The organism is Krasilnikoviella flava, from assembly GCF_900167525.1.
GTDB classification, from domain to species: domain Bacteria; phylum Actinomycetota; class Actinomycetes; order Actinomycetales; family Cellulomonadaceae; genus Isoptericola; species Isoptericola flavus.
This window is the reverse complement of record NZ_FUZQ01000001.1, coordinates 1-13782: the sequence shown is the minus strand read 5'-3', so window position 1 is coordinate 13782 and position 13782 is coordinate 1. Positions and strand designations below refer to the sequence as shown.

Here is a 13782-nt window from a genome sequence, read left to right as displayed (position 1 = left end):
GGCTACGATGCGCGGGTGCCGGACTCGCTCACCTCGAACCTGACCCTGCGCGGCGCCCATCTCGTGGGCTCCGTGAACCTGCCGACCGCGCGCGACACGCTGCGCACCGTCGCGACGCGCCTGGGCTCCCACGCTCGCCGCATCCCGGACGGCGAGGCGGGCGAGCGGTTCCACTGGATCCTGTTCCAGGGCACCCGGTTCGAGGCGGTGGAGGGCCTGTCACGCGTGGGCGGCGAGCCGGTCGTCGTGGCCGGCTTCGACGTGCGCCCGCACGTGCTCGACGGCTCGGTGCCGGCCGACGAGCTGCAGTTCGGGCCGCTGGGCTACGCGGAGGCGGCGCGTGCCTCGTACGCGGACTTCGTGGCGCTGCGCGCCGAGGGCGTGATCGCGCCGGGCACCCGGTTCCAGGTCTGCCTGCCCTCGCCGCTGGCCGCCGTCACGACGTTCGTCGCGCCGGCCGACCGGGCCGCGGTGCACCCGGTCTACGAGGCGGCACTCGTGCGGGAGCTCGAGGAGATCCTCGCGGCCGTGCCGGCCGAGGACCTCGCCGTCCAGGTGGACCTTGCCACCGAGTTCGCCTTCGTGGAGGGGGCGAACCTGGGTGGAGGCGCCGCGCGGGCCTGGTTCGAGAACGACGGTGGCCGGGGTGCCGACGGGGCCGCTGAGGACGTCGTGCAGGGCTGCGCCGTCCGCGCCGCACGGTTCGCGGCGCACGTGCCGGCGGCCGTCCAGCTCGGCTTCCACCTCTGCTACGGCGACGTCGCGGAGAAGCACTTCGTCGAGCCGACGGACACCGGCCGTCTGGTGGAGATGGCGAACTCCCTGGTGGTGGCCGTGCCGCGCCCGATCACCTGGGTGCACCTGCCGGTGCCGATCGACCGGGACGACGTCGCGTACGTCGCACCCCTCGCCCAGCTCGCCCTGGACGCGGCCACCGAGCTCTACCTCGGGGTCCTGCACCACGAGGACGGCGCGGCGGGGGCCCGCCGCCGACTGGCCGCGGTGGCGCAGGTGCTCGGGGAGCGAACGGTCGGCGTGGCCACGGAGTGCGGGTTCGGCCGCGGTCCGAGCGAGCGGACCGCCGCGCTGCTCGACCTGCACGTCGAGGTGCTCGCGGCCTGACCGTGCCGGGCGATGCCTGACCCCAGCCGGGCCGGGGTCAGGCCCTGCCGCCGACGAGGTCGGGCACGGGCACGCGCTCGTCGGCGGGCGGCCCGGCCTCCCCGAGCCGCCACCGGCGCGCCAGGCGCCGCAGCGGGGCGGGCGACCACCAGGCGACGTCGCCGGCGAGGCTCAGCGCCGCGGGCAGCAGCACGCCCCGCACCACGGTGGCATCGACGAGCACCGCCACGGCCATGCCGATGCCGAGCTGCTGCAGGAAGGTGATGCCGCTCGTCGCGTAGACGGCGAACGACGCGGCGAGGATGACCGCGGCGGCGGTGACGAGCGGCGCGGAGCGGCCGACCCCCCGGGGGACGGCGCCGAGCGCGTCGCCCGTGCGCAGGTAGTCTTCCTGCACCCGGGACAGCAGGAAGACCTGATAGTCCATGGACAACCCGTAGGCGATGCAGAACATCAGCAACGGGATGCTCGGCTCGATCGTGCCGGTCGCCTCGAACCCGAGGATGCCGGACAGCAGCCCGTCCTGGAAGCCGGCCACGAGGACGCCGAACATCACGGCCAGGCTCAGCACGTTGAGCAGCCCGGCGATGGCGGGCACCACCACGGACCCGGTCATGGCGAACAGGACGAGCAGGGTGACCACCACGACGAGGGCGGCGACGAGGGGGAGCCGCTCCGCGACGCCGTCCCGGTAGTCGGTGAGGTCGGCGGGGTAGCCCCCGACGAGGGCGGCACCGAGCGCGGGCGGAGGCGCCGTGGCCCGGACCGTCGCGACCAGGCCCGTGGGGTCGTCGGCGAGGGTCTGCCCGGTGGGCAGCACGGACAGCCAGGTGCCGCCGTCGGCGAGCGCGAAGCGGGAGGCGGCGTCGGCGCCGGACGGCACGGCGGCCTCGCCGCCGGCGGACGACCCCACCGCAGAGTCGACCCGCTCGACGCCGGGCAGCCCCGACAGCCGGGCGGCGAAGGCGGCGACGGACTCGTCGTCGGCCGCGTCGGCGTCCGGCAGCACCACCTGCAGGGCGTCGGCCTCCTCGGTACGGAAGTCGGCCCGGATCGTGTCGTACATGGCGCGGACGGGCGACCCGGTGGGCAGCACCCGGTCGTCGGGCGCCCCGAAGCTGACGCCCAGCGCCGGGGCGCCCAGGAGCACGAGGACCGCGAGGCCCGCGCCGCCCCAGGCCAGCGGCCGGGCGGTGACGCGCTCCACCGTCCGGCGCCAGAAGGCCCCGTCGGGCGGCGCGCCCCGGGACAGCACCCGCCGGCCCAGGAGCGTGAGGGCCGCGGGCAGGAAGACCAGGGACGCCAGCAGCGCGCTGAGCACCACGGCGATCCCGGCGTAGGCGAACGACGACAGGAACGGGAACGGGAAGACGAGGAGCACGGCGAGCGCCGCCCCGACGGTGAGCCCGCTGAACGCGATGGTCCGCCCAGCGACCCGCACGGCCTGACGCACCGCGCCGCGCACGTCGACGCCCGCCGTCAGCTCCTCGCGGAACCGGTACACCATGAAGAGTCCGTAGTCGACGCCCAGCCCGATGCCCATGACGAGCGCGATGTTGGAGGCGAACGTCGAGATCTCGGTGACGGCCGCCATGCCACGCAGCGCGGCGAGGGTGCCGACGACGGCGAGCACCCCGGTGGCGAGGGTGACCAGCGCGACGCCGAGCCGGCGGTAGACGGCCCACAGCAGCAGCCCGACGAGGGGGATCACGACGAGCTCCGCCCGCAGGAAGTCGGTGCGGGCCTGGTCTGCCACCACGCGGAACACCTGGTCGCCGCCGCCGAGCGTCGCCGTCACCGGCCCGTCCTGCGGCACGGCGGCGAGCACGCGCTCCTCGATCGCGGGGAGCACGGTGCCGCGCACCTGGTCGGCGTCTCCTGGCGCCCACGCCAGCACGAGCCCGGCGGTGCGGTCGTCGCTCGCCAGGGTGTCCGGGGCGCCGTCCTCCCAGGCGGACCACACGTCGCCGACGCCGGGGACGGCCTCGAGGCCGCGCGCGAGGTCTCGTGCCGCCGTCGCGACGGCCGGGTCGTCGATCCTGGCGGGGTCGCCGGCGGCCGGCTCGACGAGGACCGCGACGTTCGGGCTGCCTCGCCCGGACGCGGCCAGGGCCTCGCGCGCCGCCAGGGACTCGGATCCCGGCGCCTCGTAGCGGTTGAGGGAGAGGGCGTCCACGACGCCCGCCGCGACGGCGGTCAGGGCGAGGAAGACCAGACAGCTGAGCGCGACGACCCCCCGCGGGCGGCGGGACACGGTCCGGGCGAGGTTCTCCAGCACGGGGGCCTCCTGTTAGCGTGAACGCGAGCACTTGTTCGTATTCCGCGAGAATACGAGCGATTGCTCGTGTTTGTCGAGAGGGAGGCCATGACCAGTTCCGACGAGACGTCGGCGGGCGCGCCGGCGCCGCGACGTCAGGCGCGCGGGCAGCGGCGGATCGAGGAGATCCTCGGGGCCGCGGCGCAGGTGTTCGTCCGCGACGGGTACGACGCCGCGACGACCAACGCCGTGGCGAAGGAGGCGGGCATCTCGCCCGGATCCCTGTACCAGTACTTCCGGAACAAGGACGAGATCGCGCACGGGCTGGCGGAACGGTTCGCGGCCGGCCTCGCGGAGCTCCAGGCGGCCGCGTTCGACGGCGTCGACCCCCTGTCCCTCACGCTCGAGGAGCTGGTACGTCGCGTCATCGACCCCGTCGTCGCGTTCAACGTGGCGCACCCCGCGTTCAAGACCCTCTTCGCGCGGACCGACCCGCCTCCCGGCCTGGCCGAGGCGACCGCGCCCCTGGACGCGTCGATCCACGAGCGCGCCGCCCGGCTCGTCGCCGCCCGCGCACCGCATCTCGCTCCCGACGACGCGCAGCGCGTGAGCGTCGTCGCGACGCAGATCGTCCGGGCGACGATGCCCCTGGTGGTGGCCGCGTCGGGGGACGAGCGCGAGCGCATGGCCGCGGAGGCGCGGGCCGCGCTGGTGGCCTACCTGCGGGCGGCGACCGGCTGACGCCGCGCCGTCAGGCGGTGAGCGCGTCCACGGCGTCGGGGGAGAGCGCGTGGTCGGCCGCCATGGCGGCGGCGCCGAGCACGCCGGCCTGGGCCCCGGACCGCGCCACGGCGATGCGCAGGTGCTGCGTCGCGAGCGGGAGGGAGCGTCGGTACACGACCTCCCGGATCCCGGCGAGCAGGTGCTCGCCCGCCTCGGCGAGGATGCCGCCCAGCACGATGACCGACGGGTTCAGGAGGCTGACGGTCGCCGCGAGGACGCTGCCGATCTCGCGGCCGGCCTGACGCACGGCCCGTCCGGCGCTGACGTCGCCGCCGCGCACGAGCGCGACGACGTCGGCCGGGCCGGCCACGTCGAGCCCCTCCTCCCGGAGGCGTGCGGCCAGCGCCTGTGCGCTGGCGATCGCCTCGAGACAGCCCACGTTGCCGCAGCGGCAGACGACCTCCTCGGCGCCGGGGACCGCGACGTGCCCGATGTCGCCGGCCGCGCCCTGCGCGCCTCGCCGCAGTGCGCCGTCGGCGATGATGCCGGCGCCGATGCCCGTGGCGACCTTGACGAGGATGAGGTCGGCCACGTCGGGCCAGGCGATGCGGTGCTCGCCGAGGGCCATGATGTTGACGTCGTTGTCCACGAGCACGGGGGCGTCGAAGTGCGACCGGAGGATGCCGGGCACGTCCGCGTCGTCCCAGCCGGGCATGATCGGCGGGTTGTTCGGGTGGCCGGTGGCGTGCTCGACCGGCCCGGGCAGGCCGAGGCCGACCCCCGCGAGGTCGGCGGCGCTGCGGCCGGCGGTCTCGAGGAGCTTGTGCCCGGTCTCGGCGACCCAGGCGAGCACCGGCCCGGGCCCGTCCGCGATGGCGAGCGGGGCGTCCAGCTCGGCGAGGACGGTCGAGGCGAGGTCGGTCACGGCGAGGCGCGCGTGGGTGGCGCCCAGGTCGACACCCAGCACCGCCTGGGAGGAGGCGTTGAAGGCGAACGTCGCGGGCGGGCGCCCGCCGGTGGAGGTCGCCTCGCCTGCCGGGGCGATGAGCCCGGTGGCCATGAGCGCGTCGATGCGCCCGGCCACCGTGGACCGGGCCTGCCCGGTGAGGGTGGCGAGCTCCGCCCGTGTCCGTGGCCGCCCGTCGCGCAGGAGCTGGAACATCTCGCCGGCCCCAGGGGTCCGTGGGCTGACCGCCACACCTTCCGTCATGGGCTTAGTGAATCACGGTCGGTTCACCCGCACCTTTTGCTTGACCACCGTCAGAAGTGACCTTAGGTTCGGACCATGGTCGACGTGGACCGCGACGACGCGGCACCGCCCGAGGGCGCAGACGCCCCCGATGTCCCCTTGCTGCGCATGGAGGGCATCGTCAAGCACTTCCCGGGGGCCAAGGCCCTCGACGGGGTGGACCTCGACGTGCTGCCCGGCGAGGTGCACTGCCTGCTCGGCCAGAACGGCGCCGGCAAGTCCACGCTGATCAAGGTCCTCGCAGGCGCGCACCAGCCCACCTCGGGCCGGATCGTGCTCGACGGCGAGGAGATCGCCATCCCGCACCCGGTCGCGGCCCTGCGGCACGGCGTCGCCACCATCTACCAGGAGCTCGACGTCGTCGACGGGCTCACCGTCGCGGAGAACGTCTTCCTCGGCCACGAGCTCGACCGCGGCGGGTTCACCCAGAGGCGCGAGGCCATCCGCAGCACGCGCGAGATGCTCCGCCGGCTCGGCCACCCCGAGATCTCCCCGCACCGCGAGGTCGGCCGGCTGTCGGCCGCCGGCAAGCAGATCGTGTCGATGGCCCGTGCGCTCTCCCACGACGCGCGGGTCATCGTCATGGACGAGCCCTCGGCCGTGCTCGACGCGGGCGAGGTGCAGAACCTCTTCCGCGTGGTCCGGGGGCTCACCGCGCAGGGGGTGGCCGTCGTCTACATCTCCCACCGCCTGGAGGAGATCCGCCAGATCGGCGACCGCATCACGGTCCTCAAGAACGGCCGCACGGTGGGCCGGGACCTCCCGGCGGCCACCACCCCCACGGCCGAGCTCATCCGCCTCATGACGGGGCGCAACGTCGAGTACGCCTTCCCGACCCGGCCCGGGGTGCCCGAGGACGCGCCGGTCGTGCTCGACGTCGAGGACCTCGCCCTCGCGGGCACGTTCGAGGACGTGTCCTTCCAGGTCCGGGCCGGCGAGATCGTGGGCCTCGCGGGGCTCGTCGGGGCGGGCCGGTCGGAGATCCTCGAGACGCTCTACGGCGCCCGGCGGCGGACGGCGGGCAGCGTCGCTGTCAAGGGCCGGCGCCTCCGGAGCGGCTCGGTCGACGCCGCGGTGGCCGCCGGCATCGGCCTGTGCCCCGAGGAGCGCAAGAGCCAGGGACTCGTCCTCGACGAGCCCGTCTACCGGAACATCACTCTCTCCACGTTCGCGCGCATCGCGCGCGGCGGCTGGCTCGACGAGCGCGCGGAGCGCGCCGCCGCGCGCGAGCAGGTCGCGGCCCTCGACCTGCGGCCCGCCGGCGTGGACCGCGCCGCCCGCACGCTGTCCGGCGGCAACCAGCAGAAGGCCCTGCTCGGCCGGTGGCTCGTGCACGGCTGCGACGTGCTGCTCCTGGACGAGCCCACCCGCGGCGTCGACGTCGGCGCGCGCTCCGAGCTGTACGCCCTGGTGCGCCGGCTCGCCGACGCCGGGACGGCGGTGGTCGTCGTCTCCAGCGAGATCCCCGAGGTCCTGGGGCTCGCCGACCACGTGCTCGTGGTCTCCGAGGGACGCGTCGTGCACCGTGCACCGGCGCAGGACATCGACGAGCACCGCGTGCTCGACCTCGTCATGGAAGGAACCGTCGCATGAGCACCCAGGTGGATGCGTCGCCCGCGGCAGAGTCGCGGTCCTCGTGGTTGTCCGGGCCCGCCGGGCGCACCGTCGGGCTCGTCGTGGCCCTGGTCCTCCTCGCCGTCGTCGGGGTGATCACCGGCGGCGAGCGCTTCGCCAGCCTCGACAACGTCATGACCATCCTCCGGCTCGCGTCGGTGACCGGGGTCCTGGCGATCGGGATGACGTTCGTCATCACGGCCGGCGGCATCGACCTCTCGGTCGGGTCGGTGCTCGGGCTCGCGACCGTCTGGGCCAGCACGCTCGCCACCCAGACGATGGCCGAGGACCTGCACTGGACGGTCATGGTCCTGACGGGGCTCGCGGTGGGCACCGCCGCCGGCCTCATCAACGGCCTGATCATCGCGTACGGCAAGGTCGTGGCGTTCATCGCCACCCTCGCGATGATGATCGCCGCCCGCGGCCTCGCGGAGATGATCTCCGGCCGGCAGACGCAGGTCGTCCAGGTGGACGGCTTCCTCGACTTCGTCCGCGCCGACTTCATCGGCGTGCCGGTGCTGGTCTGGATGTTCGTCGTGGTCGCCGTGGCGGGTTGGTTCCTGTTCAATCGCACCACGTTCGGCCGCCGCACGGTGGCCGTCGGCGGCAACGCCGAGGCGTCGCGGCTCGCCGGCATCAAGGTGCAGCGCCACCTGCTGTACGTCTACGGGCTGTCCGGGCTGACCGCCGGCATCGCGGGCGTCATGATGCTCGGCCGGACCACGGCCGGGACCTCCACGAACGGCCTCTACTACGAGCTCGAGGTGATCGCCGCGGTGGTCGTCGGCGGCACGCTGCTGATCGGCGGCCGCGGCACGATCGTCGGCACCGTGATCGGCGTCCTCATCTTCGCGATGCTGACCAACGTGTTCACGATCAACAACCTGTCGATCTCCGCCCAGAACGTCGCCAAGGGCGTGATCATCGTGGTCGCCGTGCTGATCCAGCAGCGCTTCGCCGCGCGCTCCACGTCGACCTGACGCCGCCCGGAACCTCCCCGCATCACCCCAGCACCACCCTCACCGGGCCACCCGCCCGGCAGGGCCGGACCGAATCGAGGATGATCACATGTCCGCACGCACCGAGCTGGCACGCTCCAGCCGTCGCCGGCGCACCGTGGCGCTGGCCGCGGTGGCCACCACCGCCGTCCTGCTCGCCGCCGGCTGCACCAGCAACGAGCCGCCCGAGGACGAGGGTTCGGCCGCGCCGCAGGTCGCGGCCGAGGGCAACGACGAGCCGGGGGAGAAGGTCGTCATCGGCTTCTCCGCCCCCGCCGCCGACCACGGCTGGATGGGCGCCATCACCCAGTCGGCGGTCGACACGGCCGACCAGTACTCCGACGTGGAGCTCCGCCAGGCGGAGGCCACCAACGACGTCAACGTGCAGATCAGCCAGGTCGAGCAGTTCATCAACGACGGCGTGGACGCGATCGTGCTCCTGCCGTTCGACGGCGCCGCGCTCACCGAGGTCGCCACGAAGGCGATGGACGCGGGCATCCCGGTCATCAACGTCGACCGGGAATTCTCCAGCCCGTTCGCGGCACGCGCCACGGTGCTCGGCGACAACTACGGGATGGGCGTGAGCGCCGGCACCTACATCTGCGAGCAGCTCGGCGACACCCCGGACGCCGTCGTCGCCGAGGTCGCGGGCATCGACTCGCTGCCGCTCACCCAGGACCGCAGCAAGGGCTTCAAGGACGCGCTGTCCGACTGCGGGCTCGACGTCGACGCTCGGGTCGCCGCGGACTTCACCGTCCAGGGCGGCGAGACGGCGACGTCGAACCTCCTGCAGGCGGAGCCGAAGATCGACGCCATCTGGAACCACGACGACGACCAGGGCGTCGGTGTCCTGGCCGCGATCGAGAACGCCGGCCGCGACGAGTTCTTCATGGTCGGCGGCGCGGGGTCCCTCGACGTCATGGAGCACATCAAGGCCGACGACTCGGTGCTGCAGGCCACGGTCATCTACCCGTCGACGCAGGCCGCCGACGGCATCAAGCTGGCCCGGCTCGTGGTGCACGACAAGAACATGGGCGACCTGGTCTCGGCCGGCGTCCCGCGCACCACGCAGCTGTACGCACCCGTCGTCACGGCGGACAACGTCGACCAGTACATGTCCATCGGGTTCCGTTCCTGAGGCACCCGCCCGGCATGATCCGCACGACAGAGGCACGACAGAGGGAGGTCGCTCGATGAGCGAGCACGCCACGGCAGGGGGCACGCCGACGCTGGGCGTCGGGATGGTCGGATACGCGTTCATGGGAGCCGCGCACTCGCACGCGTGGCGGACGGCGCCGCGATTCTTCGATCTCCCGCTCGCCCCCCGGATGCGGGTCGTGGCGGGCCGCAGCGCCGACGGGGTCCGCGCTGCGGCGGACCGGCTCGGCTGGGACGACGTCGTCACCGACTGGCGGCAGCTCGTCGCCCGGGACGACGTCGACCTCGTCGACGTCTGCACACCGGGGGACACCCACGCCGAGATCGCGATCGCGGCGCTCGAGGCGGGCAAGCACGTGCTGTGCGAGAAGCCGCTCGCGAACTCGGTGGCCGAGGCGGAGGAGATGGTCCGCGCGGCCGATGCCGCGGCCGCGCGCGGGGTGTTCGCGACGGTGGGGTTCACCTACCGTCGCGTCCCCGCGATCCAGCTCGCGCGACGCCTCGTCGAGCAGGGCCGGATCGGCGAGGTGCGGCACGTGCGTGCCCAGTACCTGCAGGACTGGCTGTCGGACCCCGCGGCCCCGCTGTCGTGGCGGCTCGACAAGGAGAAGGCCGGATCGGGGGCGCTCGGCGACATCGGGGCGCACGTCGTGGACCTCGCCCAGTTCGTCACGGGGGAGCGGCTGACCGGCGTGGCCGGCATGCTCGAGACCTTCGTGCGCGAGCGCCCGGTCCCGGCGTCGTTCTCGGGGCTGTCCGGCGAGGCGGGGGAGGGCGTCGGCCCGGTGACCGTCGATGACGCGGCCGTCTTCTTCGGCCGCCTCTCCGGGGGCGGGATGGCCAGCTTCGAGGCCACCCGGTACGCGTGGGGGCGTAAGAACGCCATCCGGCTGGAGGTGAACGGCACCCACGGTTCGCTCGCCTTCGACTTCGAGGACATGAACCTGCTGCACTTCTTCGACGCCGGCGAGGACGCCGAGGTGGCGGGCTTCCGCCGGATCGTCGTGACGGAGCCGGAACACCCGTACGGCGGCCACTGGTGGCCCGCCGGCCACGGCCTGGGCTACGAGCACGCCTTCACCCACCAGGTCGTCGACCTCGTCGAGGACCTGGCGGCCGGCAAGCAGCCGACGCCGTCGTTCGCCGACGGCCTCGCGGTGCAGCGCGTGCTCGACGCAGTCGAGCGCAGCTCCGCCGGCGGCAGCGGCTGGGTCGACCTGCCGTCGTCATAGCGCTCGCAGGTACCTCCGCACGTTTCCCACCCGACGAGCTCGACGAGGAGAGCGCACCATGGCACGACCGATCACCCTGTTCACGGGCCAGTGGGCCGACCTGCCGCTGGAGGAGGTGGCCCGCCTCGCCGCGGGCTGGGGCTACGACGGCCTGGAGCTCGCCTGCTGGGGCGACCACCTCGATCCGTGGCGGTGGGACGACGACGCCTACGTGCAGTCCCGGCTCGACCTTCTGGAGCGGCACGGGCTGAAGGTGTACGCCATCTCGAACCACCTCAAGGGTCAGGCGGTCTGCGACGACCCGATCGACGAGCGTCACCGCGACATCCTGCCCGACGTCGTGTGGGGCGACGGCGACCCCGAGGGCGTGCGGCAGCGCGCGGCGGAGGAGATGAAGCACACCGCGCGGCTGGCGGCGCGGCTCGGCGTGGACACCGTCGTGGGGTTCACGGGGTCGTCGATCTGGAAGTACGTGGCGATGTTCCCGCCGGCGACGGAGGCGATGGTCGAGGCGGGCTACCAGGACTTCGCCGACCGGTGGAACCCGATCCTCGACGTCTTCGACGAGGTGGGCGTGCGCTTCGCGCACGAGGTGCACCCCAGCGAGATCGCCTACGACTACTGGACCACCGTGCGCACCCTGGAGGCGATCGGGCACCGCGAGGCCTTCGGCCTCAACTGGGACCCGTCCCACATGGTGTGGCAGGACCTCGACCCGGTGAGCTTCCTGTGGGACTTCAAGGACCGGATCTACCACGTGGACTGCAAGGACACGAAGAAGCGGATGGGCAACGGCCGCAACGGCCGCCTGTCGTCCCACCTGCCGTGGGCGGACCCGCGGCGGGGGTGGGACTTCATCTCCACCGGGCACGGGGACGTGCCGTGGGAGGACGCGTTCCGGATGCTCAACACCATCGGTTACGCCGGGCCGATCTCGATCGAGTGGGAGGACGCCGGCATGGACCGCCTGGTCGGCGCGCCCGAGGCCCTGGAGCTGGTGCGACGGCTCGCGTTCGACGCGCCGGAGGCCGCGTTCGACGCGGCGTTCTCCCAGCGCTGACCCGTCTCCCGCAGCTCGCGACAGCGTGGCGCCGGGTGGTCCGGCGTCCTGATCGAAGGAGATCAGCATGACCAGTCGTACCGAGCTCGACCGCCGGACGTTCCTGCGTCTGGCGGGCTCCACCGTCGCGGTCGGGGCCGCGACCGTCGGCGCGACGGGCGTCGGGGCCGCGACGGCGTCCTCCGCCCTCGCCGCCGGTGGCGGTCGTCGGCTCGTCCCACCGGGCAAGCTGGGGATCCAGCTCTTCTCGATCCGGGACAAGGTCTCGTCGCTGGGATTCCGGGCCGTCTTCGAGCGGCTCTCGGCCCTGGGGTACCGGGAGGTGGAGTTCGCCGGGTATACCCAGGGCACGATCGGCGCCATCACCCCGGCCGAGATCAGGACGCTGCTCGACGACAACGGCCTCGTCGCGGTCGGGTCGCACCGGGGCATCGGCGACTTCGCCCGGAACATGGAGGCGGAGCTCGACGTCGCCGAGACGCTCGGCATGGCGCACGTCGGCACGGCGAACGCCCCGACCAACGACCGCACCGTCGCCGGCTACCTCGCGGCCGCGGAGCAGTTCAACGGGTTCGGGGCGGCAGCCGCTGCGCGCGGGCTGAAGTTCTACCAGCACAACCACCAGCACGAGTTCGGCTTCGCGACCGACGACGCGGGCGTGCGGCTGTACGACGTCTTCCTCGAGAACACGGACCCCGGAACGGTGTTCCTCGAGATGGACGTCTTCTGGGCGTTCGTCGGCCGGCACCTGTACCCGGGGTTCGAGCCGGTCGAGTACGTGCTGGCGCACCGGGACCGGTACCCGATGTTCCACCTCAAGGACGGCCGTGCGAACCCGCTGTCGTCCAACGGGTACGACATCGTGGAGTTCGGGGTGGGCGACCTGGACTACCAGGCGTTCCTCGGGGCCCTGGCAGGCTCGGGCCGCCAGCACGGCATCTGGGAGCAGGACAACGCGTCCTCGGTCGCCGAGCCTCCGTTCCCCGTGGACTCCTTCGGCAACGCGGAGCGGAGCGCCGACGCGATCCTCGCCCTCCGCGCGAGGGGCTGACGACGACGGCGGCGACCGGGCAGCGGAGGCCGCTCGGCCGCCGCCGTGCTCGTGGTCAGGCCGGCCGGTGGAGCATGATGACGTCGTCGTGCCGCACGCCGCCGACGTCGTAGGTGCGGGTCCCCGCTACCTCGAACCCGTGCTTGCGGTAGAACGCCTGGGCCCGCTCGTTCTGCCCGTTGGTGCCGAGCCACAGCGGTGCGACGGTACCCGGGCCGGCGAGCCCGGCAACGGCGTCGACGGCGCCGGCCATCAGCCGTGCGGCGACACCCGCGCCCAGAGCCTGGGGGTGCACGTAGATCTTGGAGAGCTCGGCGTACGGCCCGGGCCCCGCGGCGGCGAGGAGCACGTCCCGCTCCTCGGCGCCGTCGGGGGAGCCGAAGGACACCAGGGTGTATCCGAGGAGATCCGGTTGGCGGACCTCGATCGGTCGGTCCGTGGCGCCCGGGTCGACGGCGACAAGGAGGGCGTGCCGGTCGGACGCGGTCCAGTCGGCGAAGGCCGCCGGGGTGAGATGGGCGGCGACGTGCGAGGCCATCGTGGCGACCGGCGTCCCGGGCGGGCAGGCCAGGGGGAACGTGAGGGCGGCGAGCCAGGCCACGTGAGCGCTCTCGTCAGGGCGGGCAGGGCGGACGACGACGGTGGAGCGGCGGGACGCCGCGGTCTGCGGGGTGGTCACGACACGATTCTGACCCCCCGTCGGAGGGTGTGCCCCGCGTCACCGCGGAGGGAGTTGGCCGGGGGCGGGGGAGCGTGTAATGTTCTACGACGTCAGCCCGACAGGGAGACGGACACCAAGGAGCACAATCCGGGAGACCGGAGCTCAGGTGGCCGACCGGGGCTGGAACTCACATCGAGGAACGGGAAGCATTCGTGCGCCCCGAGCATCGATGTCGGGCTCACCGACGGAAGTCGGGCGGCCCGCTGCCCCGGAAACGGGCGGTGGGAACGGCCGAAAAAGTCTGGTAAGTTTGAGGGGTTGCCCCGGCGGGGCTGGGATCCTGGAAAGGGGTTCTGGTTGCGCGGTGTGCGTCGGTTGTTTGAGAACTCAACAGTGTGTTTGATAGTCAATGCCAAGTATTTTTGAACCTTTTTGGTTCCTTTGGATCGGACTGAGCAGTTCAGCTTGGTCTGGCCAGTATCGTTGAATGCTGCGGGCTCTTTTGGGGGTTCGTGGTGTTTCTCTTCTTTTACGGAGAGTTTGATCCTGGCTCAGGACGAACGCTGGTGGCGTGCTTAACACATGCAAGTCGAACGGTGAAGCCCAGCTTGCTGGGTGGATCAGTGGCGAACGGGTGAGTAACACGTGAGCAACCTG

At 72.9% G+C, this 13782-nt stretch carries 11 protein-coding genes and 1 rRNA gene; 9 read left to right on the top strand and 3 right to left on the bottom strand.

Annotated elements, in window-relative coordinates:
- Nucleotides 1–15: 15 nt before the first annotated feature.
- Nucleotides 16–1122, top strand: a complete 1107-nt coding sequence (locus tag B5Y66_RS00060; protein WP_079569361.1) for a hypothetical protein — start codon at nucleotides 16–18, stop codon at nucleotides 1120–1122.
- Between the two features lie 37 nt (nucleotides 1123–1159).
- Here the strand turns inward: B5Y66_RS00060 and B5Y66_RS00055 are convergent, their stop codons facing one another.
- Nucleotides 1160–3400, bottom strand: a complete 2241-nt coding sequence (locus B5Y66_RS00055) for an MMPL family transporter (protein WP_245806826.1) — start codon at nucleotides 3398–3400, stop codon at nucleotides 1160–1162.
- 87 nt (nucleotides 3401–3487) lie between these two features.
- Between B5Y66_RS00055 and B5Y66_RS00050 the strand changes: the two genes are divergently transcribed.
- On the top strand, nucleotides 3488–4120 hold the full coding sequence (locus tag B5Y66_RS00050) for a TetR/AcrR family transcriptional regulator (RefSeq protein WP_079569358.1): 633 nt from the start codon (nucleotides 3488–3490) through the stop codon (nucleotides 4118–4120).
- A gap of 10 nt (nucleotides 4121–4130) precedes the next feature.
- Here B5Y66_RS00050 and B5Y66_RS00045 read toward each other — a convergent pair whose 3' ends face one another.
- Nucleotides 4131–5312, bottom strand: a complete 1182-nt coding sequence (locus tag B5Y66_RS00045; protein WP_079569355.1) for an ROK family protein — start codon at nucleotides 5310–5312, stop codon at nucleotides 4131–4133.
- Between the two features lie 75 nt (nucleotides 5313–5387).
- Here B5Y66_RS00045 and B5Y66_RS00040 point away from each other — a divergent pair, with 75 nt between their 5' ends.
- The 6 genes from B5Y66_RS00040 to B5Y66_RS00015 all read left to right on the top strand — a co-directional run bounded on the left by B5Y66_RS00040 (nucleotide 5388) and on the right by B5Y66_RS00015 (nucleotide 12464).
- Nucleotides 5388–6944 carry a sugar ABC transporter ATP-binding protein gene (locus B5Y66_RS00040; RefSeq protein ID WP_217700695.1) on the top strand — a complete coding sequence of 519 codons (1557 nt, stop codon included), beginning with the start codon at nucleotides 5388–5390 and terminating at the stop codon, nucleotides 6942–6944.
- Nucleotides 6941–7945, top strand: coding sequence for an ABC transporter permease (locus B5Y66_RS00035; protein WP_079569352.1), 1005 nt, complete (start codon nucleotides 6941–6943; stop codon nucleotides 7943–7945). The genes B5Y66_RS00040 and B5Y66_RS00035 overlap by 4 nt, the downstream gene beginning before the upstream one ends.
- 88 nt (nucleotides 7946–8033) lie before the next feature.
- Nucleotides 8034–9101: a substrate-binding domain-containing protein gene (locus B5Y66_RS00030; RefSeq protein WP_079569349.1), complete on the top strand. Its 1068-nt coding sequence runs from the start codon at nucleotides 8034–8036 to the stop codon at nucleotides 9099–9101.
- A 55-nt stretch (nucleotides 9102–9156) separates the two neighbouring features.
- Nucleotides 9157–10353, top strand: coding sequence for a Gfo/Idh/MocA family protein (locus tag B5Y66_RS00025; protein ID WP_079569346.1), 1197 nt, complete (start codon nucleotides 9157–9159; stop codon nucleotides 10351–10353).
- Nucleotides 10354–10411: 58 nt separating this feature from the next.
- The gene (locus B5Y66_RS00020; protein ID WP_079569343.1) at nucleotides 10412–11413 is read left to right on the top strand and encodes a sugar phosphate isomerase/epimerase family protein; all 1002 of its coding nucleotides are present in this window, start codon (nucleotides 10412–10414) and stop codon (nucleotides 11411–11413) included.
- A 67-nt stretch (nucleotides 11414–11480) separates the two neighbouring features.
- Nucleotides 11481–12464, top strand: coding sequence for a sugar phosphate isomerase/epimerase family protein (locus tag B5Y66_RS00015; RefSeq protein WP_079569340.1), 984 nt, complete (start codon nucleotides 11481–11483; stop codon nucleotides 12462–12464).
- 55 nt (nucleotides 12465–12519) lie between these two features.
- Here the strand turns inward: B5Y66_RS00015 and B5Y66_RS00010 are convergent, their stop codons facing one another.
- On the bottom strand, nucleotides 12520–13143 hold the full coding sequence (locus tag B5Y66_RS00010) for a GNAT family N-acetyltransferase (protein ID WP_079569338.1): 624 nt from the start codon (nucleotides 13141–13143) through the stop codon (nucleotides 12520–12522).
- Nucleotides 13144–13653: 510 nt separating this feature from the next.
- Here B5Y66_RS00010 and B5Y66_RS00005 point away from each other — a divergent pair.
- A 16S ribosomal RNA gene (locus B5Y66_RS00005) occupies nucleotides 13654–13782 on the top strand; the annotation flags it as partial.